The following is a 20911-nucleotide window of genomic DNA, read 5'->3' as shown; positions in this document are numbered from 1 at the left end:
CCGGTGCAGGGGCCGAGTACACGAACCTCATCAATCGTTGACGGCAAAAGAGGTTGAACGCTTCACGAAGCGTGGCCACGCCGAGCCCAGAACGCTGGGGGCGCTGAGGGTCGGATAAAGTCGCAAGGCGCGAATTGGTTGAAAGCGAATCCAGATGGGTCTCACGACCCCCGAAGCTCCCCGAAGGACCACAGAGAGGGAACATCGACTAACAACCGTCGAGGAACGGCAAGTCGAGGCGCGCTTGATTGCGCCCGAGGGATTTCAGTACCCCGAGCGCTTCCAACGTGCCCTTCCACAAGACCCGCTTCCCGACATCGATCCCTTCATGTGGACGTCTGAGTACGAGAACCAGACAAAGAACTGGGTTGACATCGTTGGGGAGCAGTATCCGGCCCGTTCCCTCGTACCCTTCGCAAAGCACCAGGGCACTGACGATGTGTTCTGCTTTGACGGTGGCGACCATTCGGGCGACCCTCCCGTGCTGATCATCCATACGTTTGCTTCGCCTGGGACGGAGTACCGGGGGCAGTGGACGTCCTTCGACGTCTGGTGGGAGGAGATGGAGGAGCATCGAGCAGCGTGGCTCGCGGAGCAGGAAGAGGACTGAGACATGCCTCGTAGGGACGCGTCGATCAGCAAGGCGATGTCGCACGCGTTGCGGCACGAACCGGGTGCGTACGGGCTGGAACTCGGTGCTGACGGGAGCGTCCCGCTCGCAGATCTTGCCGACGCTTTGGAGCGGTCGGGCATTCAGGCATCGTTGGAAGATCTGCGCCGAGTGGTCGCCGAGTCCGATAAGCAGCGCTTCGCCGTCGAAGGCGACCGGATCCGTGCTCAGTACGGGCACTCGACGGACGAGCGCATCGTGAAGCCGTCGATCGTTCCGCAGCCGGTGCTCTGGCACGCAACTTCCCCCGCTGCGGCTGAGTCGATCCTGCGCGACGGGCTCTTGCCGATGGGGCGCCAGTACGCGCATTTGACGACCGATCGCGAGCTGGCGATGCAGGCGGGGCGGCGCAAGTCCACCGCTCCCGTCCTGTTGCGAATCGATGCAGCTCGGGCGCACCTGGAGGGCGTGGAGTTCTCGGAGGGCCACGACCGGGTGACCCTCGCCTTGCTCGTTCCCGCGCGGTACATCTCGGCGGAATGACGCGCCTGCCTCAGCCGCGCGAGTAGCGGGGCTCCTGCATTGCTGGGGCGATGCGCTCGAGACGGTCACCCGTCGAACGGATCGATCTCTCATTCTCCCGCGAGTGCAAGGGGGCGACAGCAGTCTCGTCTCATCAGACGTGAGACTGCTCGGAAGAAGCGCAGATCCGACCAGCTGGGCTTGCAGTCGGGTGGCGTGGACGTCCTGGATAGCATCATCCGATGAGCACAGCGATGGACAGTTCTGCGTTCTGGGATGCGATCATCGCGGACGATCCGCAGGCGATCACGAGGATCGCGTCGGAAGGCTTCGAAGTGTCTTCAGCGTCACGCGCCAATGCCGACGCCCTCACGCCCCTCCACTTCGCGGCTCAGACCGGTGCGGTGCATGCGATGCGAGCACTCCTGGACCTCGGGGTGGAGGTGGACTCGCCGGACCGTTGGGGGACGACGCCGCTGCAGCTCGCAGTGACGAACTCGGGCGACGGCGGACTTGATCCGGTCGCCGTCTTGCTCGACGCCGGCGCTGATCCGTTCCATGTCAACGACCTTGGTGCGACCCCACTGAGCTATGCCCGAATCTTGGGGGACGCACCCGCCGGGCTCATCGCCATGCTGCAGCAGGATCGGGTGTTCGAGGATGATGAGGCGGGCGTATCGGTCGTGTTCGAGGCCGCTACGCATGGGTCCCTCATCGACATCCAATCAGCAGTTCATGCCGATGCGGCTCTGCTCAACTCTGCCGTGGCTGGAGAGACACCGCTCCGACTGCTCGTACGACGTTCTCTCCCCGTGCGACCGAATCGATCGAACCCACATCCGGTCTCTGTGGACGACGCGGTGGCTGGCGCCAGTGCAATGCTGAGTGCCGGAGCGAAGGCCAGGTTGGTCGGTGCAGACGGCTTCACCGCTCAAGGGCTGGCACGAGCGTTCCTGGCGCCGAAGCCGTTGATCAAGGTGCTCGATCGTGCGGCTAAGCTCGAGCGGAGGCAGACGGCGTGAATGATCTAGAGGCATTCAATTGACTGAACTACGGCTTGACGAGAGCGTGGATGGCGTCGGCGCTCGATATGTGCCCAGAAACTTTCCCCCAGCGCGGGCTGACGCACATTGGCGCGGTGCTTCTTTCAATGCCGAGGGTGATTGATGTTCAGATTCGGTAGAGCCGAGAACTCGAGGACAATTGAGGAACCCGTGATCGAGCACGGATACCTCTACATGCAGAAGTGGAATCACTTCACCCGGACGCCGGATCCGAGAGGATTCCTGAGCGAGCAAGAGTGTCGCGGGCGTTGGCACCAGCATCAGGATGACCAGATGGACTGGTTCACTGTGGTCCCCGCCGAACCGAGCGTCGGCACCTTCGTGAGGCGGGACGACGGCGGCTTTGAAATCGATCCCGCATCCGCTGTACCGTCCTGGACCATGGAGGTCACGCCTCGGGGCGGAATTGCCATCGACGGGCCAGCTTTCCAAGTGTTCGTTTGGGACGCAAACAATCGCAATGTGACCCTTGCCACGTATTCGAACCGGTGGGGCGGACGGCTGTTCCTCAGCGAAGTGATCTACAAGATCTTCCCCGAACCTGATGACTTCAGACCGAAGGAACGTGCACTGGCCAACAAGCCCCTGTTCTCCAATCAATTGCACCTGTCTCCGAACGGCGAGGGGCAGCGCACGCGGATCGATCACTCCAAACAGACAAAAGACCTGGAGCAGTTCCACGGAGTTGACGTCGAGCCGAACTGGGCGAACACGCCGGATTTTGGTGATTGGGAAGCGTTGTCGAAGAAGGTCCTCGAGGGTAACCCCCTCATCTGATTCGGCAGCTGGCCAGGCAGAATGACCGATGGCCTTCTCGTCGCGAAAGAACACGTGTGGGACCGCAACGCCGAGGCCGTCCGCGCGCTCCCCGGGTACTCCGACGCATGAGCCGTCGCCCCGAGGAGGATCCGGTCGCGGTCAGGAAACCGACGCGTCGTCCTCGTCCGCCCACAGCGGGTCGCTGACGGTCCGGGGCAGCAGCGCCCCCGGCGACCCCGGCCACGGCAACCGCGTGACCGGCCAGTTCGAGGCGAAGAGCTCACGCCGCCCGGCATCGAACTCCTGCACCGTCTTGAGCTCGTCGTAGACCAGGGCGTACGCGGCCCGCAGGTTGTCGAAGTAGTCGTCCCACGAGTCGAACAGGGTGAAGGCGACATCGGAGACCAGGTCGATCGACGACCAGGCATCGTCCTCGTTCAGGAGCCCGGCGGCGTACGCACCTCGGACGGCGGTGACCGCGTTCTTGACGTCCATCGACCAGAGCAGCTTCGGCGGGCGGTCCGCTCGGCGTTCGAGCAGGCTCGAGCCTGCCCACGGGTCGGTGCCGAGCAGTGAGGACAGCCGGGTGAGCCGGGTCTCACCCTCGGCGGATCGGCTCAACGCGAGGAACTGCCACGACACGCTCTTCGGACCGAGCAGGTCGACGGCGAAGGCCTGTGCGTCCCGCCCGCTGGCGATCTTGTAGGTCTCGTCGAGTTCGCGGCGCAGGAACGTCAGCGGGGGCAGGGGGATCGTCACGAAGGGCGACGGCGTGGTGTCCTGCAGGTACTCGCCGCCGAGTTCGACCCGCGCACCGTACGGGGCGAGCGACGCCGGCCACCATCCGTCGTGGAAGTCGCCGAACGAGGCGAGGGCCAGCTGCTGCAGCCGGCGGGCGGGCAGCTCGCGAGCGCCGGTGCGCTCACGGTACCGCCGCTGTTCCCGCACCGGCAGCCCGATGTCACGGAGCGAGGTGATGAAGGTCAACACGAACCACACGACGATGGCGACCAAGAAGCAGCGCCACACCGCCTGGATGCCGTACCCGAAGTGCGCCCGGACGTCGTACGGGGCGAGGATCGAGATCAGGAGCACGACGAAGAACGCCACGATTGCGATCGCCATGATGATCCACGCTGCGGCGCGGTCCCGTCGTCGCCCGGTCTGCTTCCGCGCCTTGGCGACCATCGCCCGGTGCCGCCAGCGTGGACGGACCGGGAACTCGCGGTCGCCGGGATGGTTCTGCAGTGCTTCCCCCATGACGATCGATCGTAGCGAGCGGCTCAGTCCTCGTCGACGGCGCCGACGAGCTCCGGCGCCGTGAGCAGCCGCGGCTCGTCCTCGATCGATGACGGGTCCGCGATGACCTTCGACTCGTCGAGCAGCGACAGCCGACGGGCGCTCGGCAGCACCTGGCGCTCGAGGGACCCGACGAACCGGTTGTAGTCGACGACGGAGCCCCGGATCGAGCGGCCGAGCTTGTCGACGTGCCGGGCCATCGTGGACAGCCGGCCGTAGAGCTCGCGGGAGACCTTGAAGAGCTCGTGCGCCTCTTGCGAGACGACGTCCTGCTGCCACGAGAACGCCACGGTCTTGAGCACGGACCACAGGGTCACGGGAGAGGCGAGTGCGATCCGCTTGCGGAAGGCGTGGTCGAGCAGGCCGGGGTCGGCGGCGAGGGCGCTCGAGATGAGCGACTCGGACGGGATGAAGGCGACGGTGAGCTCGGGGGAGGCGTCGTAGCCGGTCCAGTACTCCCGTGCGGCGAGGGCGTCGACGTGGGCTCGGAGCGCCTTGACGTGCTGGGCGATGAGCTGGTCGCGTCGAGCTGCCTCGGCACCGGTGGCGGTCGCCGGGATCTCGGCGGCCTGCAGGTAGGCGCTGAACGGCACCTTGGCGTCGACGGCGATGGTCTTGCCGCCGGGCAGGTGCACGACCATGTCCGGCCGGGCGGAGCCGACGGCGGTGGTGACGGACGACTGCACGTCGAAGTCGACGCGTTCGAGCAGCCCGGCGGCCTCGACCACGTTGCGCAGCTGCGTCTCGCCCCAGACGCCGCGCGTGCTGTTCGACGACAGGGCGCTGGCCAGGGTGTCGGCGGTGGCGCGCAGCCGCTCTTCCGACTCGGCGGCCGACCGGAGCTGCGCCGACAGCGCGCCGTACTGCTCGCTCCGCGACTGCTCGAGCTCGGCGATCTTCGTGCGCATCACGTCGAGCGTCTGCGCCACGGGGCTGAGCGCGGAGAGCACCTTGGACTCGTTCTGGTTCCGTGCCGCGTCGACGCCGTGCATGCGCTGCACCAGGTGCTCGAGCTCGGCGGAGCGCCGTTCGAGCGAGTCGACCTGGCGGCGGTACTGCGTGTCCTGGGCGTCGAGGCGTTCCTCGGCGTCGCGTCGGGCCGCCTCGAGCTGGCCGCGGAGCGCCTCGGCCGTCGCACGGGACGACGCGGCGTCGATGCCCGCGCGCGAGCGGGCGAGCGACCAGGCGACGACCGCACCGACGGCGATGCCGATCACGAGACCGATGACCAGGGCGAGGATCTGCATGTCGCGACCCTGGCAGAACCCACCGACACCGCGCCTCCCGGCACTCCGGCGCGCACCGCAGAACCAGCGTGACCAGCGCCACGGGACCAACGTGACGGACCGCAGAATCCATGTCATGACATTAGGGCAAACAGGGTGTACAGTCGTGATCGTCCGCCGATGAAGCCGCACGGAAGGTCCACCACGTCGCATGACGAACCACGCTCCCCACGCCTACGACGTGATCACGATGGGACGCGTCAGCGTCGACATCTACCCGCAGCAGACCGGCCCGCTCGAAGACGTCACGACGTTCTCGAAGTCCGTCGGCGGCAGCGCGACCAACGTCGCCATCGCCGCAGCGCGCCACGGTGCCGATGCCGCGGTCATCACCCGGACGGGCAACGACCCGTTCGGCCGGTACATCGCCCGCACCCTGCCGGAGTTCGGCGTCGCGAACGCCTTCGTCGAGACGGTCGAGGGGCTGAACACCCCCGTCGCGTTCTGCGAGATCTTCCCGCCGGACGACTTCCCGCTGTACTTCTACCGGGCCCCGAAGGCGCCGGACCTGATGATCACGGCGAAGTCCCTGCCGCTGCACGAGATCGAGCGGGCGAAGATCTTCTGGACGACGGTGACCGGCCTGAGCGAAGAGCCGAGCCGCCAGGCGCACCACGTCGCGTACGAAGCGCGTTCCGCCGCGCAGAACAGCACGAAGACCCACACCGTGTTGGACCTGGACTACCGCTCGATGTTCTGGTCGAGCCCCGAGGCCGCGACGCGCGAGGTCGCCGTCGCCCTCGAACACGCCACGGTCGCCGTCGGCAACCGCGAGGAGTGCGAGGTCGCCGTCGGAGAGACCGACCCGGTCCGCGCCGCCGACGCCCTGCTCGAGCGCGGGGTCGAGATCGCCATCGTCAAGCAGGGCCCCAAGGGCGTGCTGGCGAAGACCCGCGACGAGTTCGTCGAGTTCCGCCCGCACCACATCGACGTCGTCAACGGGCTCGGCTCGGGCGACGGCTTCGGCGGCGCGCTGACCCACGGCCTGCTGCAGGGCTGGGGCCTCGAGCGGATCCTCGCGTTCTGCAACGCCGCCGGCGCCATCGTCGCGACGCGGTTCGAGTGCTCGACGGCGATGCCCACGAGCGACGAGATCGAGGCGTTCATCGCCAGCAACCCCGCTGACGGCACCAACCACACGAGCACCGAGGAGAAGACCCATGCCTGAGATCAGCCCCGCTGACTTCCAGCGCCTCCGGGACATCCGCGCCGGACAGCCCGAACTGGTGCGGTCCGTGCTCGACGCTCGGCACAAGCGCTCCCTGCTCGCCGACGACGGCAAGCTCTTCATCGTGGCCGCGGACCACCCGGCACGCGGTGCCCTGGCGGTCCGGAACGACGAGTCCGCGATGGCCGACCGCTACGACCTGCTCGAGCGGCTCGTCACGGCGCTCGGCCGCCCCGGCGTCGACGGGGTGCTCGGCACGCCCGACATCCTCGAGGACCTGGCACTGCTCGGCGCCCTCGACGGCAAGGTCGTCGTCGGGTCGATGAACCGCGGCGGACTGCGCGGGGCGACGTTCGAGATGGACGACCGCTACACGGCGTACTCGGCACAGGCCATCAAGGACTCCGGGCTCGACTTCGCGAAGCTGCTGGTTCGCATCGCCCTGGAGGACTCGGGCACGGCACCGACGCTCGAGGCCACGGCCCGTGCGGTCAGCGAGGCCGCCGCACTCCAGCTGCCGATCATGCTCGAGCCGTTCATGTCCGCGTGGCAGGACGGCCGGGTGGTGAACGACCTGACCGCCGACGCCGTCATCACCTCGATGGCGATCGCCGCGGGCCTGGGGGAGTCCAGCGCCTACAGCTGGCTGAAGATCCCGGTCGTCGACGACATGGAGCGGGTGATGGCGGCGACGACGCTGCCGACGCTCCTGCTCGGGGGCGACCCGTCGAGCAAACCGCTCGAGACCTACGCCAAGTGGGCCGACGCCCTCGCGCTCCCCGGCGTGCGCGGCCTGGTCGTCGGCCGCACCCTGCTCTACCCGCCGGACGGCGACGTCGCCACCGCGGTCGACGTGGCCGCGGGTCTCGTCCACACCGGCAGCGCCGGCGCCACGCACGCAGCAACCACCACACTCGAAGGAAGCAACGCATGACCACCACGGAGACCGCCACCACCACCGTCGGCCACTGGATCGGCGGCAAGCACGTCGAGTCCGCGTCGGGCAACAGCGCCCCCGTGTACGACCCGGCACTGGGCATCGCGACGAAGCAGGTCGCCCTGGCGAACGAGGACGAGATCCAGGCCGCCATCGCGAGCGCCAAGGCGGCGTTCCCGGCGTGGAGCAACCTGTCGCTCACCAAGCGCCAGCAGATCCTGTTCTCGTTCCGCGAGATCCTGAACCGCGACAAGGGCGAGCTCGCCGAGATCATCACGAGCGAGCACGGCAAGGTCATCGACGACGCCCTGGGCGAGATCGCCCGTGGGCAGGAGGTCGTGGAGCTCGCCACGAACATCCCGAGCCTGATGAAGGGCGAGTTCTCCGACCAGGTCTCGACCGGCATCGACGTCTACTCGATCCGGCAGCCGCTCGGTGTCGTGGGCATCATCAGCCCGTTCAACTTCCCGGCGATGGTGCCGCTGTGGTTCCTGCCGATCGCGATCGCCGCGGGCAACACCGTCGTGCTGAAGCCGTCCGAGAAGGACCCGAGCGCCGCCATCTGGCTCGCCGAGAAGTTCACCGAGGCCGGTCTGCCCGACGGCGTCTTCAACGTGCTCAACGGCGACAAGCTCTCCGTCGACGGGCTGCTGACCAGCCCGGACGTCGAGTCGATCTCGTTCGTCGGTTCCACGCCGATCGCGCAGTACGTCTACGAGACCGGCACGAAGCACGGCAAGCGCGTGCAGGCCCTCGGCGGCGCGAAGAACCACATGCTCGTGCTGCCGGACGCCGACCTCGACCTGGTCGCGGACAACGCCATCAACGCGGGCTTCGGATCCGCCGGTGAGCGCTGCATGGCGATCTCGGTCGTCGTCGCCGTCGAGCCGGTGGCCGACGAGCTCATCCAGAAGATCACGGACCGCGCGGCGACCCTGCGCATCGGCGACGGTCGTCGCGGGTGCGACATGGGCCCGCTCGTCACGAAGCAGCACCGTGACAAGGTCGCCTCGTACATCGAGGTCGCAGAGCAGGACGGTGCGGTGGTTGTGGTGGACGGCCGCACCGTCCGACCCGACGGCGACGAGAACGGCTTCTGGCTGGGCCCGACGCTGATCGACCAGGTCCCCACCACGAGCCGCGTCTACACCGAGGAGATCTTCGGTCCTGTGCTCAGCGTCGTCCGCGTCGCCACGTACGAAGAGGGCCTCGAGCTCATCAACTCGGGTGCGTACGGCAACGGGACCGCCATCTTCACCAACGACGGCGGCGCCGCGCGTCGCTTCCAGCGCGACGTCCAGGTCGGCATGATCGGCATCAACGTCCCGATCCCCGTGCCGGTCGCGTACTACTCGTTCGGCGGCTGGAAGAACTCGCTGTTCGGTGACCACAAGGCGTACGGCGCCGACGGCGTGAGCTTCTTCACCCGCCAGAAGGCGATCACGAGCCGTTGGCTCGACCCGTCGCACGGCGGCATCAACCTCGGCTTCCCGTCGAACAACTGACCCGCAGCATGGCGAACGAACAGCACGAGCACGACCAGTGGTTCATCCCGGCGGGCTCCCGGCCCGAGGCGGGCTGGACCGACGTCGTCGACGGTCGCATTGCAGGATGGACGCACACCGGGCTCCGGACCGGCACCCTGACGGACAGCGACCCGACCGGCACACGCGAGCTGCGCCTCCCGGCCGACGCCGTGGAACGCATCGTCGTGCCGCTCGCCGGGGCGTTCCACGTGACCTACGCGGGCGCCGCCGGTGACGGCGAGCAGGCCCTGCAGGGGCGCGCGAGCGTGTTCGAGGGTCCCACCGACGTCCTGTACCTGGGGTCCGGATCGCAGGCGACGATCACCGGCAGCGGCCGGTTCGCGGTCGCCGAGGCGCCCACCGACACCGTCAAGCCGACCACGTACGTGGCCCGGCAGGACGTGCCGGTCGAGCTCCGCGGTGCCGGGCAGTCCAGCCGGCAGGTGCACAACTTCGGCACCCCGGCCGCCCTCGACGCCGTGAAGTTCATCGTGTGCGAGGTGATCACGCCGGCCGGCAACTGGTCGTCGTACCCGCCGCACAAGCACGACACGAACGTGCCCGGCGAGGAGTCGAACCTCGAGGAGATCTACTACTACGAGTCCGCGGTCGCACGCGGCCTCTCCGCTCCGGCCACCGCCGATCCGTTCGCGCTGCACCGGACCTACGCCTCGGACGACCGTCCGATCGACGAGTTCCGCGAAGTCCGCACCGGGGACGTCGCGCTCGTCCCGCACGGGTGGCACGGCCCCGCCGTCGCCGCTCCGGGCTACGACATGTACTACCTCAACGTGATGGCCGGGCCCGACCCGGAGCGCGTCTGGAACATCACCGACGACCCGGCGCACGGCTGGGTCCGCCAGGCATGGGCGAGCGAGCAGCTCGACCCGCGCCTGCCCTACGAAAGGAAGCAGGCGTGACCACCACCACGCGCCGGATGACCGTCGGCCAGGCACTCGTCGAGTTCCTGGCCAACCAGTGGACCGTCGACGGCGACGTCCGCGAACGCACCATCCCGGGGATCTTCGGCATCTTCGGGCACGGCAACGTCGCCGGCGTCGGACAGGCCATCAAGCAGCTCCACGTCGAGCAGCCCGGACTGCTGCCGTACCACCAGGCCCGCAACGAGCAGGCGATGGTGCACGAGGCCGTCGGCTTCGCGCGCATGCACCGCCGCCGTGCGACCTTCGCCGCGACGGCGTCGGTCGGTCCGGGTGCCGCGAACATGCTCACCGCCGCTGCGCTCGCGACGACGAACCGCCTGCCCGCACTGCTGCTGCCGTCGGACACGTTCGCGACGCGGACCACCGACCCGGTGCTCCAGCAGATCGAACTGCCGCACGACACCTCCCTGCAGGTGACCGACGCGTTCCGTCCGCTGTCGCGCTACTTCGACCGTGTCGAGCGGCCCGAGCAGCTGTTCTCGATCGCCCTCGCGGCGATGCGGGTGCTGACCGACCCGGCCGAGACCGGTGCCGTGACGATCGCCCTGCCGGAGGACGTGCAGGCCGAGGAGTTCGACGTCCCCGTCGCGTTCCTGCAGCCGCGCGAGTGGCACATCCGTCGGCCGCTGCCCGAGCACGGGCCGCTGGCGCGTGCGGTCGCCGCGATCCGGGCGGCCAAGCGCCCCGTCATCGTCGCGGGCGGTGGCGTGCTGTACGCCGGCGCGGAGCACGAGCTCGCCGCCTTCGTCGAAGCGACCGGCATCCCGGTCGGCACCTCGCAGGCCGGCGGCGGATCGCTCGTCTGGGACCACCCGCAGTCCCTCGGCGGCATCGGCGCGACCGGCACGGCCGCCGCGAACGCGGTCGCCGCGCAGGCGGACGTCGTGATCGGGATCGGCACGCGCTACAGCGACTTCACGACCGCGTCGCGGACCGCGTTCCAGAACCCGGACGTCACGTTCGTGAACGTCAACGTGGCCGCGTTCGACGCCTACAAGCACGGTTCGCAGCTGCCGCTGATCGCGGATGCCCGGGAGGCCCTGGTCGCGTTGACCGCGGCGCTCACGTCGACCGCGGCGTCACCCGCAGAGCCCGCGTACGTCGTCGACGCCGCCTACGCTGCGGAGATCGCCTCGCTGAAGGCCGCGTGGGACGCCGCCGTCGACGGCGCGTTCGCGCCGTCCGGCGCGCACCTGCCCGGCCAGCCGGAGATCATCGGCGCCGTGCAGTCGGTGTCCGACCCCCGCGACGTCGTCATCCAGGCGGCCGGCTCGCTGCCCGGCGACCTGCACAAGCTCTGGCGCGTGCGGGACGCCCTCGGCTACCACGTCGAGTACGCGTTCTCGTGCATGGGCTACGAGATCGCCGGCGGCATCGGCGTCCGTCGTGGCGCCCCGGACCGCGACGCGATCGTCATGGTCGGCGACGGCAGCTACCTCATGCTGCACACCGAACTCGTCACCGCCGTGGCCGAGGGCATCAAGATCATCGTGGTACTCATCCAGAACCACGGGTACGCGTCGATCGGGCACCTGTCCGAGACCGTCGGATCCGAGCGCTACGGCACGAAGTACCGCTACCTGGACGAGACGCAGTCGTTCGACAACGGCGACCCGCTGCCCGTCGACCTCGCGGCGAACGCGCGGTCGTACGGCGTCGACGTGATCGAGGTCCAGCCCGGCCCGGACAGCATCGAGGACCTCAAGGCCGCGCTGCGTCAGGCGAAGGCGAACGACCACACCACCCTCGTGCACATCAACTCGGACCCGCTGGTCTACGCCCCCGAGGGCGACGGCTGGTGGGACGTGCCGGTCGCGCAGACCTCGACGCTGTCGAGCACGCAGACCGCCCGCGCCGAGTACGAGCAGCAGGTCGCCGCCCAGCGCCCGCTGCTCGGCTGAGCACCACCGTCCACCACACGCACCACACCCAGAGAGCAGACGACGACGTCATGACCGACACCGCCACCGCAACCGACGCCATCCGGATCGGCACCGCCCCCGACTCGTGGGGCGTCTGGTTCCCCGACGACCCGAACCAGGTGCCGTGGAAGCGCTTCCTCGACGAGGCGGCCGCCGCCGGGTACGAGTGGATCGAGCTCGGACCGTACGGCTACCTGCCGACCGACCCGTCGCAGCTGTCCGACGAGCTCGAGTCGCGCGGGCTGAAGCTCTCCGCCGGCACCGTGTTCACCGGGTTCCACAAGGGCGAGGACCAGTTCCAGCGCGCCTGGGACCAGGCCGTGGCGGTCGCGGGTCTGGCGGCCAAGCTCGGCGCCCAGCACCTCGTGACGATCCCGGACCTGTGGCGCTCGGACGCCACGGAAGAGGTGCTCGAGTCGCGCACCCTGACCGACGAGCAGTGGGACCGCCTCGGCAAGGGCCACGACCAGCTCGGCAAGGCGCTGCTCGAGGAGTACGGCGTCCACCAGCAGTTCCACACCCACGCCGACAGCCACGTCGGCACCTACAAGGAGACCGTGCGGTTCCTCGAGGTGACGAACCCGGAGTACACGAACCTCTGCCTCGACACCGGCCACTTCGCGTACTACGGCGGCGACAACCTCAAGCTCATCGCCGCGCACCCGGAGCGCATCGGCTACCTGCACCTCAAGCAGGTCGACACCGACCTGCTGTTCGACGTGCTGAAGAACGACGTGCCGTTCGCCACCGCCGTGTCGCAAGGCATCATGACCGAGCCGCCGCACGGTACCCCGGAACTCGCCCCGATCATCGAGGCCGTCGCGAAGATCAACCCGGACGTCTTCGGCATCGTCGAGCAGGACATGTACGGCTGCTCGGTCGACGCCCCCGGCCCGATCGCCGAGCGCACGTTCCAGCACATCTTCGGTTCCACGTCCGCCGCCCGCGTGTCCTGACCGGCCACCAACAGCCGTCCACGCAGCGTCATCTACCCCAGGAGCACCGCCATGAGCACCACTGACAACCTCCGCGTCGCCGTCGTCGGCGCGGGCGCCATGGGCAGCGACCACATCCGTCGCATCACCTCGACCATCGCCGGCGCCGACGTCGTCGCCATCGTCGACCCCGACAGCGGCCGCGCGACCGCCGCCGCGGCGAAGGCGCCCGGCGCGATCACCGCAGCGTCGTTCGAGGAAGCACTCGACGCCACCGCGATCGACGCCGTCATCGTCGCGACGCCGGGCTTCCTGCACGAGCCGGTCCTGGTGCCGGCGCTCGAGCGCGGCCTGGCCGTCCTGTGCGAGAAGCCGCTCACCACGTCGGCCGAGGACTCCCTGCGGATCGTCGAGCTCGAGCAGCAGCACGCCGACCGTCCGAAGATCCAGGTCGGCTTCATGCGCCGCTTCGACAAGGGGTACCAGGAGCTGCGTGCCCTGCGGGAGTCCGGTGCCAACGGCGCCCTGCTCGCGCTGCACCACGCGCACCGCAACCCGACCACACCGCCGAACTTCAGCGAGTCGATGCTCATCCACGACTCGGTGATCCACGAGATCGACATCATCCCGTTCATCACGGGCGAGGCGATCACGAGCGTCGAGGTGAAGAAGCCCCGCAAGAACTCGCTCGCGCCGGCCGACCTGCCCGAGCCGCAGTTCGTGCTGTTCACCACCGAGTCGGGCACCATGGCGATCGTCGAGATCAACGTGAACGCCCAGTTCGGCTACCAGGTCACGACCGACGCGGTGTTCGAGTCCGGGGTCGCCTACATCGGCCGCGAGACCTCGTTGAACCTCGTGTCGCAGGGCGTCTCCGGCCAGGGCGTCACCCCGTCGTTCGTCGAGCGCTTCGGTGCCGCCTACGACGAAGAGGTGCAGCGCTGGGTCGACGCCGCACGGGCCGGTGGGATCGACGGGCCGAGCGCCTGGGACGGGTACACGGCGTCGGTCGTCGCCGAGGTCGCCGTGCGTGCGCAGCAGTCCGGTGCGCTCGAACCGATCACGTACGCGACCGCGAAGCCCGCCTTCTACGAGACGGCCTGATCGATGCCGAAGATCGCACTCGACCCCACGCCGTACCACCACGACCTGTCGCTGCTGGAGTTCCCGCAGAAGGTCGCCGACCTCGGCTACGAGTACCTGCAGCTCACCCCGCACAAGGACTTCATCCCGTTCTACCGGCACCCGACGGCCGACGACGACCTCGTCGACGCGTTCGCCGCGGCGTGCACGACGGCCGGGGTGCAGGTCGCATCGGTCCTGCCCGTCCTGCGCTGGGCCGGTCCGGACAAGGAGGCCCGCGAGGCCGCCGTCAAGAAGTGGAAGCGGGTCATCGAGATCACGAAGCGCCTCGGCGTGGACACGATCAACACGGAGTTCTCCGGCCGCCCCGAGCGCGCCGAGGAGTCCGAGGACCAGTTCCACTGGGCGATGGAGGAACTGCTGCCGATCATCGAGGACTCCGGCATCCGGGTCCTGATCGACCCGCACCCCGACGACTTCGTCGAGGATGGGCTCGAGGCACTCCGGGTGATCCGTGGCCTGAACTCGAAGAGCATCGGCTTCGTCTACGTCGCCTGCCACACGTTCCACTACGGCGGCAACATGGACGAGATCATCGACGCCGCGGGCGACTCCCTGCAGCTCGTGCACGTCGCCGACGCCTACGACCACCACCGGTCGCACGGGCTGCGCTACATCACGAACCCGCCCGGCAACCCGGTCCGGGTGCACCAGCACCTGCCGGTCGGGCAGGCGGACGTCGACTTCGACGCCTTCTGGGCCGCCCTCGACCGGGTCGGCTTCACGGCGCGCGAGGACACCGTGGCGGTGTCGAGCGTCTTCGCGGAGGACGAGAACGCCGACCAGGTCTCGCGCTTCCAGCTCGACACGATCAAGAAGGGACTCACACGATGACCGACACCCTCGAGACCACGACGCCCACCGGCGCCGACCCCCGACCCGTCACGCTGCGGGCCGCGTCGCAGACCGTGACGGCCCTGTGGAACGACTCCGCCGACCCGCGCGAGCTGTCGACCGCGATCCACGAGTACGGCGCCGTCGGGGCGACCTGCAACCCGGTGATCGCGTACACGTGCATCAAGCAGGACCCGGAGACCTGGGTTCCGCGCATCCGCGAGATCGCCGCCGAGCACCCGACGGCGGGGGAGTCCTGGATCGGTTGGAAGGCCGTCGAGGAGCTCTCCATCGCCGCGGCCGAGCAGCTGCTGCCCGCGTTCGAGGCGTCCGGCGGCCGCAACGGTCGCCTGTCGATGCAGACCGACCCGCGCTTCCACCGGGACGCCGACGCCCTGGTCGAGCAGGCCGTGCGGTTCTCGCAGCTCGCCCCGAACATCATCGTGAAGATCCCCGCCACCAAGGTCGGCATCGCCGCGATCGAGGAGGCCGCGTACCGCGGTGTCTCGATCAACGCGACCGTGTCCTTCACGGTGCCGCAGGTCGTGGCCGTCGGCGAGGCCATCGAGCGCGCACTCGACCGCCGTGCCGCCGACGGGCTGCCCGACCAGGAGTTCGGCCACGTCGTCACGCTGATGGCCGGCCGGTTCGACGACTGGCTGAAGACCGTCGTCAAGCGCGACCACGTCCTGGTCGACCCCGGCATCCTCGAGTGGGCCGGCGTCGCCGCGGTGAAGAACGCCTACCGCGTGTTCCAGGAGCGTGGTTTCCGGTCGCGCGTGCTCGTCGCCGCCTTCCGCAACGCGCTGCAGTGGTCGGAGTTCCAGGGCGGCGACCTCGTCGTCTCCCCGCCGTTCCAGTGGTCGAAGGACATCAACGCGAACGCGTTCCCGTTCCGTCCGGACGCCATCCACGACGAGGTGCCGGCCGACGTCATCGCGGCCCTGCGCGCCGCGACCCCTGAGTTCGCGCGCGGCTACGACGTCGACGGCATGACGATCGACGAGTTCGACCGGTTCGGTGCCACGGTGACGACCCTGCGCCAGTTCCTCGACGCCGACGCGCAGCTCGACGCCCTGGTCCGCGACATCATCGTCCCCGCCGCATGACGTCGACGGACGCAGCCGTGCCGGACACCATCGGCGTCGGCCTCATCTCGGTCGGCTGGATGGGGCGGCTGCACTCGCGGGCCTACCGCGCCCTGCCGGACCACTTCCCCGAGCTCGGCGTGCACCCCCGGCTCGTCGTCGCCGCGGACCCGATCGAGGCCGCTCGCGACCAGGCCGTCACCCGCCTGGGCTACGAGCGGGCCGTCGCCGACTACCACGAGGTCCTCGCCGACCCGGCCGTCGACGTCGTCTCGATCTGCTCGCCGAACTTCCTGCACCGCGAGATGGCGGTCGCTGCTGCCGAAGCGGGCAAGCCGTTCTGGATCGAGAAGCCGATGGGCCGCTACGCCAGCGACTCGCGCGAGATCCACGAGGCCGTGCAGCGCGCAGGCGTCATCACGAGCGTCGGGTTCAACTACCGGCACGCGCCGGCGATCGAGCGGGCGCGCGAACTCGTCCGCAGCGGCCGCCTCGGTCGGATCACGAACGTGCGCGGGTCGCTGCTCGCCGACTACTCGTCCGACCCCGCGGCGCCGCTGACCTGGCGCTTCGAGCGGGAGCGTGCCGGTTCGGGCGTGCTCGGCGACCTGCTCTCGCACGGCCTCGACCTGGCGCAGTACGTCGTCGGTCGGATCGCCAGTGTGAGCGCCCTCGCCGAGACCTTCATCCAGGAGCGCCCGAAGCCGGCCGCGGGCATCGTCGACCGGAGCGCCGCAGCCACCGGTGCGCTCGGCCGCGTCGAGAACGAGGACTACGCCGCCCTGCTCTTCCGCTTCGAGGACGGCGCCGTCGGCACCATGGACTCGAGCCGTGTCATGCGGGGACCGCACGCCGAGTACACGCTCGAGATCTACGGCACCAAGGGTTCGGTGCGGTGGGACTTTCAGCGGCTCAACGAGCTCGAGGTGTACCTCGACGGCCAAGAGGTCGACGGCTACGCCACGCACTACGTCGCCGCGGGTGACGGTGAGTTCGCGCGCTTCCAGCCCGGCGCCGGCACGGCCATGGGCTACGACGACCTGAAGACGATCGAGGCCGCCCAGTTCATCGCGAGCGTCCGTCGCGGGGAGCAGCTCGCCCCGTCCGTCGCCGACGGACTGGCCGCAGCGTCCATCGTCGAGGCGGCGGAGGCGTCCCTCGCCGACGGTGCGTGGCACGACGTCGCGCGCGTCGACGGGCCGCTCACGTACGCGGCGGCGACCCCCGTGCTCTAGACGGTCGCGGACGACGGACGGGAGGCGCGGTGCCAGCTGGCACCGCGCCTCCCGTCTCTCTGTTGTCGGCTCTCGATCCATGTTAGTTTGTCAGGACAAAGTCCCGAACAGTAGGAGGCACCATGCCGCTCGTCCGTATCGACCTCGCCACCGGCCGCACGCCGCAGGCGGTGCGCGCCATCGCCGACGCCATCCACCAGGCCATCGTCGACGTGTACGCGATCCCCGTGCGCGACCGGTTCCAGGTGATCACCGAGCACCCGGCGCAGCAGATCATCGCCGAGGACGCCGGCCTGGGGTTCGAGCGCACCGAGGGTGTCATCGTCATCCAGGTCTTCACGCAGCGCGGGCGCACCGACGAGGCGAAGACGACGCTGTACGCGGCCATCCACGACGCCCTGGCGGCGGTCGGTGTCGCGTCCGAGGACGTCTTCATCGGCTACGTCGAGAACGGCCCGCAGGACTGGTCGTTCGGCTTCGGACGAGCGCAGTACGTGACGGGCGAGCTCGGCGTGCCCTCGCTCGCCTGAGCGGGGTCCGTCCGGCCCGCTCGTCCCGTCCGTCCGCCCGAGGTTCCGAAATCTCGGCATCTCGAGGCGTTCACCGGCCATCCGTGGAACCTCGGCGTCACGCGCGCGGCGGTTCGTGGAACCTCGACGTCACGCGGACCGCGCGGACTTCCTACTTGTCGACGAGGGTGACCTCGAACGAGTAACGGTCGGGGCGGTAGCAGTGCACGCCGTACTCGACCGCGCGGCCCGAGGCGTCGTACGCGGTGCGGCTCATCGTCAGGACCGGGTCACCGTCCTCGATCTCGAGCAGACCGGCCTCTTCGTCGGTGACCGCGCGGGCACCGATCCGCTGCTTCGCCACCCGCATCGTCACACCCCGACCGCGGAGCAGCTGGTACAGCCCGTGGTCCTGCAGATCCTGGTCGGTGATCTCGAGGAACTCCGGCGGCAGGTAGTTCTCGAGGATCGCCATCGGGACGTCCTCGGCGAATCGCACGCGGCGGATGTGCGCGACGGTCGTGCCGGGCTCGACGCTCAGCGCGGCTGCGACGTCGTCCGGAGCCGGCACGTCGTTGCGCTCAAGGAGCTTCGTCGCCGGGGCCTGCGACCCCTGCGCCAGGTCGTCGTACAGGCTCGTGAGCTCGACCTTGCGGGTCACCGGGCCGTGCACGACCTGCGTGCCGATGCCGCGGCGGCGGACGAGCAGCCCCTTGTCGACGAGGTCCTGGATCGCCCGACGGATCGTCGGGCGGGACAGTCCGAGGCGCTCACCGAGCGCGATCTCGTTCTCGAGACGGGCGCCGGGTGGCATCACGCCGGAGCGGATCGACTCCTCGATGCGCGAGGCCACCTGGAAGTAGAGGGGCATGGGACCCGACCGGTCCAGGTCCATGAACAGGTCGGACGGCAGCTGGCCTTCGTTGGTCATCGCGGTCCTTCACACGTGCTGGGTGCCGGCGTCGGTGCCGACGGCAATGTCGTGACAATACCACCGGGGTATCGGCGCCCCGAGCACCGGACAACGGGTGTCGGCTCGAGACCGTCCCACGCTCGCGTTGGGCTCAGTCGGCGAAGACCATCGGGCGGTTCGACAGCCGCGGCTGCGGCGTCGACGACTTCGGCTTCTCGGCGCGGGCCCGGACCGGGGCGATCGTCACCCGGGTCGCGGCACCCAGGGCCTCGACCGTGTCGGTGCCGTGGTGGCCGGCAGCGTGGATGACGATCGCAGCACACGCCTCGGCATCGGCGGCGGCGTCGTGGTGCTGGAAGCCCTCGAACCCGGCGGCCATCGCTGCGACCGGCAGTCGGTAGGAGTCGAGTGTGTAGGTCTTGCGGGCGACCGCGAGCGAGCACATCGAGTGGTGCTCGGCGAGGTCGATGCCGGTCGCGGAACACCCACCGGCGATGACGCCCATGTCGAACCGGGCGTTGTGCGCCACCAGGACGTCACCCTCGGCGAAGGCGACGAGGTCGGGGTACTGCTGCTCCCACGTCTTCGCCCGGACGACGTCCTCGGCGACGATCCCGTGGATCCGGGTGTTCCACTCGAGGAACGCGTCGTGTCCGAGGGGCGGGCGGATGAACCACGACGCCCGGTCGACGACCCGGCCCGCGCGGACCTTGACGAGTCCGACGGAGCACGCACTGGCGGGCGAGCTGTTCGCGGTCTCGAAGTCGATCGCGGTGAAGTTCAACGGCACGGTTCCGATCGTCGCACGGGGCGCCGACATCACCGGAAGCCGCCTCGGCGTTGCGGCCGGACGCTCAGCGGCGGCGTGCCGACCGGGAGCCGCTGCGCCGACGTCGTGCCGTCGCGCGCCAGGTCGCCGTCCGACGCGCACGTTCGCGCTTCCAGTACGGCGCGAGCAGCGTGCCCACCATCTCGAACGCCACCGCGACGCCGTCCAGTCGCCAGCGCAGCGGCAGGCTCTCGACGTGTTCGGTGAGTCCGGCGGTCAGGTCGCCGGTGACGACCGGGAACCCCGAGTCGCGGGGGAGCGGGATCCCGCGGAACCGGTCCTCCTCGGCGTAGTCGATCGTGTCGTCCTCGGGGTCGTAGACGACCAGGACGTCGGCCTCGAGCTCGGCCATCGCGTCGTGCAGCTGCTCGAGCTCAGCGCGAGAGGCCTGCTCGAGGGCGGCGAGTGTCTCCGGTGCGAAGCGCTGCCGCAGCCCCGGCGCTCCCATGCCCACCGAGTGCACACCGCGCTCGTCGCGTTCGAACCACATCGACGTCCTCCTGTTCCGTCGCCCGGTCCGGACGACGGGGACCACGCTGCCAGAAGCCGTCGTGGCGCGTTCCGCGCGGTAGCGTGCGCGCATGGGGAACGACGGAGACGGTCGGCCGCTCGTGCTGGTGCTCGCCGGGGCCGGCTACGGGCAGCAGGCGCCGTTGCTGTGGTGGTCACAGGCCATCGCGTCGGCGGCCGGATGCGAGGTCGTGGCACCGGCCTGGATCATCGACGACGACGCCGGGGCCGACCCGGTGGCGTTCGTCGAGGCCGCGATCGGGGCTGCGCTGGACGATCGCCTGCCCGACCTGGTCATCGCGAAGTCGTTCGGGTGCTTCGCCCTGCCGTGGGCGATCCGGAACGACGTGCCCGGGGTCTGGCTCACGCCGGTCCTCACGCACGACGACGTGGCCACGGCGCTCGCCGCCGCCACCGACGCGCATGACGCGATCGGGGGTGGAGACGACACCATGTGGCGGCCCGAGCGGGTCTCGGGGACTGCTGCGCGCCTCCAGACCGTTGACCGTGCCGACCACTCGCTGCAGGTGGCCGGCGACTGGCGGCGCTCGCAGCGGCTGCAGGCCGACGTCTTCGACGTCGTCGAGCGTCAAGTGGTTGCCCTGGCCTCCCAGCAGCAGCCGGACTAGGTTCAGGACATGGGGGAACCGCGAGACATGGACGAGCTGCTGGCGCAGGCGGAGCGCGTCGACGCAGCACCGCACACCACGCGGCGTGCCGTCGGGTTGGCCACCGCGCTCGTCGCTGCCGGCGCCGCCGCCGCGATCGTGGCCACCGGATCGGCCCGCGGCATCCTCGCCGCGATCCTGTGGCTGATCACGCTGGGCGGGTCGCCACCGCTGGACTGATGGACGGACTGGAGGCCCGGGTCGGTTCCG

The 20911-nt window shown here is 69.4% G+C and carries 22 protein-coding genes; 17 read left to right on the top strand and 5 right to left on the bottom strand.

Features of this window, described 5'->3' with window-relative positions; translation table 11 throughout:
* Window positions 1-154: 154 nt before the first annotated feature.
* From ACVKXF_RS15050 to ACVKXF_RS15035, 4 genes are all read left to right on the top strand, one after another.
* Window positions 155-610, top strand: coding sequence for a hypothetical protein (locus ACVKXF_RS15050; protein WP_456796217.1), 456 nt, complete (start codon window positions 155-157; stop codon window positions 608-610).
* A gap of 3 nt (window positions 611-613) precedes the next feature.
* Window positions 614-1153 (top strand): RNA 2'-phosphotransferase, encoded by a 540-nt coding sequence (locus ACVKXF_RS15045; RefSeq protein WP_071405748.1) that lies wholly within the window; start codon window positions 614-616, stop codon window positions 1151-1153.
* A 221-nt stretch (window positions 1154-1374) separates the two neighbouring features.
* On the top strand, window positions 1375-2154 hold the full coding sequence (locus ACVKXF_RS15040; protein ID WP_071405747.1) for an ankyrin repeat domain-containing protein: 780 nt from the start codon (window positions 1375-1377) through the stop codon (window positions 2152-2154).
* A gap of 192 nt (window positions 2155-2346) precedes the next feature.
* Window positions 2347-2973, top strand: a complete 627-nt coding sequence (locus ACVKXF_RS15035) for a hypothetical protein (RefSeq protein ID WP_340197324.1) — start codon at window positions 2347-2349, stop codon at window positions 2971-2973.
* Between the two features lie 141 nt (window positions 2974-3114).
* Here the strand turns inward: ACVKXF_RS15035 and ACVKXF_RS15030 are convergent, their stop codons facing one another.
* Window positions 3115-4215, bottom strand: coding sequence for a DUF1266 domain-containing protein (locus ACVKXF_RS15030; RefSeq protein ID WP_456796215.1), 1101 nt, complete (start codon window positions 4213-4215; stop codon window positions 3115-3117).
* A gap of 23 nt (window positions 4216-4238) precedes the next feature.
* On the bottom strand, window positions 4239-5501 hold the full coding sequence (locus ACVKXF_RS15025) for a DNA recombination protein RmuC (protein ID WP_456796214.1): 1263 nt from the start codon (window positions 5499-5501) through the stop codon (window positions 4239-4241).
* 190 nt (window positions 5502-5691) lie between these two features.
* On the opposite strand from ACVKXF_RS15025, the gene iolC reads away from it, so the two are divergent.
* From iolC to ACVKXF_RS14970, 11 genes are all read left to right on the top strand, one after another.
* Window positions 5692-6708, top strand: a complete 1017-nt coding sequence (gene iolC, locus ACVKXF_RS15020; protein WP_396290387.1) for a 5-dehydro-2-deoxygluconokinase — start codon at window positions 5692-5694, stop codon at window positions 6706-6708.
* Entirely contained in the window at window positions 6701-7642 is a 942-nt protein-coding gene (locus tag ACVKXF_RS15015; protein ID WP_396290388.1) for a class I fructose-bisphosphate aldolase, read from the top strand. The genes iolC and ACVKXF_RS15015 overlap by 8 nt, the downstream gene beginning before the upstream one ends.
* Window positions 7639-9150 (top strand): CoA-acylating methylmalonate-semialdehyde dehydrogenase, encoded by a 1512-nt coding sequence (locus tag ACVKXF_RS15010; RefSeq protein WP_340197328.1) that lies wholly within the window; start codon window positions 7639-7641, stop codon window positions 9148-9150. Before ACVKXF_RS15015 ends, ACVKXF_RS15010 begins: the two co-directional genes overlap by 4 nt.
* An 8-nt stretch (window positions 9151-9158) precedes the next feature.
* Window positions 9159-10091: a 5-deoxy-glucuronate isomerase gene (iolB, locus tag ACVKXF_RS15005; RefSeq protein ID WP_456796213.1), complete on the top strand. Its 933-nt coding sequence runs from the start codon at window positions 9159-9161 to the stop codon at window positions 10089-10091.
* A 17-nt stretch (window positions 10092-10108) separates the two neighbouring features.
* Complete coding sequence (gene iolD, locus ACVKXF_RS15000) at window positions 10109-12016, top strand: 3D-(3,5/4)-trihydroxycyclohexane-1,2-dione acylhydrolase (decyclizing) (RefSeq protein WP_456796276.1); 1908 nt, start codon at window positions 10109-10111, stop codon at window positions 12014-12016.
* Window positions 12017-12066: 50 nt separating this feature from the next.
* The gene (locus ACVKXF_RS14995; protein ID WP_173169472.1) at window positions 12067-12993 is read left to right on the top strand and encodes a sugar phosphate isomerase/epimerase family protein; all 927 of its coding nucleotides are present in this window, start codon (window positions 12067-12069) and stop codon (window positions 12991-12993) included.
* Window positions 12994-13044: 51 nt separating this feature from the next.
* Window positions 13045-14076: a Gfo/Idh/MocA family protein gene (locus ACVKXF_RS14990; RefSeq protein WP_396290392.1), complete on the top strand. Its 1032-nt coding sequence runs from the start codon at window positions 13045-13047 to the stop codon at window positions 14074-14076.
* A gap of 3 nt (window positions 14077-14079) precedes the next feature.
* Complete coding sequence (locus tag ACVKXF_RS14985) at window positions 14080-14949, top strand: sugar phosphate isomerase/epimerase family protein (protein ID WP_111084937.1); 870 nt, start codon at window positions 14080-14082, stop codon at window positions 14947-14949.
* Window positions 14946-16058: a transaldolase family protein gene (locus ACVKXF_RS14980; protein ID WP_456796212.1), complete on the top strand. Its 1113-nt coding sequence runs from the start codon at window positions 14946-14948 to the stop codon at window positions 16056-16058. The genes ACVKXF_RS14985 and ACVKXF_RS14980 overlap by 4 nt, the downstream gene beginning before the upstream one ends.
* Window positions 16055-17272 (top strand): Gfo/Idh/MocA family protein, encoded by a 1218-nt coding sequence (locus ACVKXF_RS14975; protein WP_396290394.1) that lies wholly within the window; start codon window positions 16055-16057, stop codon window positions 17270-17272. Before ACVKXF_RS14980 ends, ACVKXF_RS14975 begins: the two co-directional genes overlap by 4 nt.
* A gap of 122 nt (window positions 17273-17394) precedes the next feature.
* Window positions 17395-17802 carry a tautomerase family protein gene (locus ACVKXF_RS14970; protein WP_456796211.1) on the top strand — a complete coding sequence of 136 codons (408 nt, stop codon included), beginning with the start codon at window positions 17395-17397 and terminating at the stop codon, window positions 17800-17802.
* 151 nt (window positions 17803-17953) lie between these two features.
* Here the strand turns inward: ACVKXF_RS14970 and ACVKXF_RS14965 are convergent, their stop codons facing one another.
* From ACVKXF_RS14965 to ACVKXF_RS14955, 3 genes are all read right to left on the bottom strand, one after another.
* On the bottom strand, window positions 17954-18712 hold the full coding sequence (locus ACVKXF_RS14965; protein WP_123313299.1) for a GntR family transcriptional regulator: 759 nt from the start codon (window positions 18710-18712) through the stop codon (window positions 17954-17956).
* A 133-nt stretch (window positions 18713-18845) separates the two neighbouring features.
* Window positions 18846-19484 carry an exonuclease domain-containing protein gene (locus ACVKXF_RS14960; protein ID WP_123313619.1) on the bottom strand — a complete coding sequence of 213 codons (639 nt, stop codon included), beginning with the start codon at window positions 19482-19484 and terminating at the stop codon, window positions 18846-18848.
* A gap of 64 nt (window positions 19485-19548) precedes the next feature.
* On the bottom strand, window positions 19549-20013 hold the full coding sequence (locus tag ACVKXF_RS14955; protein ID WP_456796210.1) for a hypothetical protein: 465 nt from the start codon (window positions 20011-20013) through the stop codon (window positions 19549-19551).
* Window positions 20014-20104: 91 nt separating this feature from the next.
* Here ACVKXF_RS14955 and ACVKXF_RS14950 point away from each other — a divergent pair, with 91 nt between their 5' ends.
* Together ACVKXF_RS14950 and ACVKXF_RS14945 are read left to right on the top strand one after the other, a co-directional pair.
* Complete coding sequence (locus ACVKXF_RS14950) at window positions 20105-20662, top strand: hypothetical protein (RefSeq protein ID WP_456796209.1); 558 nt, start codon at window positions 20105-20107, stop codon at window positions 20660-20662.
* A 9-nt stretch (window positions 20663-20671) separates the two neighbouring features.
* On the top strand, window positions 20672-20881 hold the full coding sequence (locus tag ACVKXF_RS14945; RefSeq protein ID WP_148061774.1) for a hypothetical protein: 210 nt from the start codon (window positions 20672-20674) through the stop codon (window positions 20879-20881).
* Window positions 20882-20911: the final 30 nt, after the last annotated feature.

Source organism: Curtobacterium sp. PvP017 (genome assembly GCF_054060195.1).
The sequence above is the reverse complement of the archived record's forward strand: the minus strand, read 5'-3'. Positions and strand labels throughout refer to the sequence as shown.

What these genes read in the sequence shown, in the direction of transcription:
- ACVKXF_RS15015 (WP_396290388.1), top strand. Translation starts at nt 6,701, where the DNA reads ATGCCTGAGATCAGCCCCGCTGACTTCCAGCGCCTCCGGGACATCCGC.
- iolC (WP_396290387.1), top strand. Translation starts at nt 5,692, where the DNA reads ATGACGAACCACGCTCCCCACGCCTACGACGTGATCACGATGGGACGC.
- ACVKXF_RS15010 (WP_340197328.1), top strand. Translation starts at nt 7,639, where the DNA reads ATGACCACCACGGAGACCGCCACCACCACCGTCGGCCACTGGATCGGC.
- iolB (WP_456796213.1), top strand. Translation starts at nt 9,159, where the DNA reads ATGGCGAACGAACAGCACGAGCACGACCAGTGGTTCATCCCGGCGGGC.
- ACVKXF_RS15025 (WP_456796214.1), bottom strand. Translation starts at nt 5,501, where the DNA reads ATGCAGATCCTCGCCCTGGTCATCGGTCTCGTGATCGGCATCGCCGTC.
- ACVKXF_RS15030 (WP_456796215.1), bottom strand. Translation starts at nt 4,215, where the DNA reads ATGGGGGAAGCACTGCAGAACCATCCCGGCGACCGCGAGTTCCCGGTC.
- ACVKXF_RS14950 (WP_456796209.1), top strand. Translation starts at nt 20,105, where the DNA reads ATGGGGAACGACGGAGACGGTCGGCCGCTCGTGCTGGTGCTCGCCGGG.
- ACVKXF_RS14990 (WP_396290392.1), top strand. Translation starts at nt 13,045, where the DNA reads ATGAGCACCACTGACAACCTCCGCGTCGCCGTCGTCGGCGCGGGCGCC.
- ACVKXF_RS14970 (WP_456796211.1), top strand. Translation starts at nt 17,395, where the DNA reads ATGCCGCTCGTCCGTATCGACCTCGCCACCGGCCGCACGCCGCAGGCG.
- ACVKXF_RS14955 (WP_456796210.1), bottom strand. Translation starts at nt 20,013, where the DNA reads ATGTGGTTCGAACGCGACGAGCGCGGTGTGCACTCGGTGGGCATGGGA.
- ACVKXF_RS14965 (WP_123313299.1), bottom strand. Translation starts at nt 18,712, where the DNA reads ATGACCAACGAAGGCCAGCTGCCGTCCGACCTGTTCATGGACCTGGAC.
- ACVKXF_RS14985 (WP_111084937.1), top strand. Translation starts at nt 14,080, where the DNA reads ATGCCGAAGATCGCACTCGACCCCACGCCGTACCACCACGACCTGTCG.
- ACVKXF_RS15040 (WP_071405747.1), top strand. Translation starts at nt 1,375, where the DNA reads ATGAGCACAGCGATGGACAGTTCTGCGTTCTGGGATGCGATCATCGCG.
- ACVKXF_RS15045 (WP_071405748.1), top strand. Translation starts at nt 614, where the DNA reads ATGCCTCGTAGGGACGCGTCGATCAGCAAGGCGATGTCGCACGCGTTG.
- iolD (WP_456796276.1), top strand. Translation starts at nt 10,109, where the DNA reads ATGACCGTCGGCCAGGCACTCGTCGAGTTCCTGGCCAACCAGTGGACC.
- ACVKXF_RS15050 (WP_456796217.1), top strand. Translation starts at nt 155, where the DNA reads ATGGGTCTCACGACCCCCGAAGCTCCCCGAAGGACCACAGAGAGGGAA.
- ACVKXF_RS14995 (WP_173169472.1), top strand. Translation starts at nt 12,067, where the DNA reads ATGACCGACACCGCCACCGCAACCGACGCCATCCGGATCGGCACCGCC.
- ACVKXF_RS14980 (WP_456796212.1), top strand. Translation starts at nt 14,946, where the DNA reads ATGACCGACACCCTCGAGACCACGACGCCCACCGGCGCCGACCCCCGA.
- ACVKXF_RS14945 (WP_148061774.1), top strand. Translation starts at nt 20,672, where the DNA reads ATGGGGGAACCGCGAGACATGGACGAGCTGCTGGCGCAGGCGGAGCGC.
- ACVKXF_RS14975 (WP_396290394.1), top strand. Translation starts at nt 16,055, where the DNA reads ATGACGTCGACGGACGCAGCCGTGCCGGACACCATCGGCGTCGGCCTC.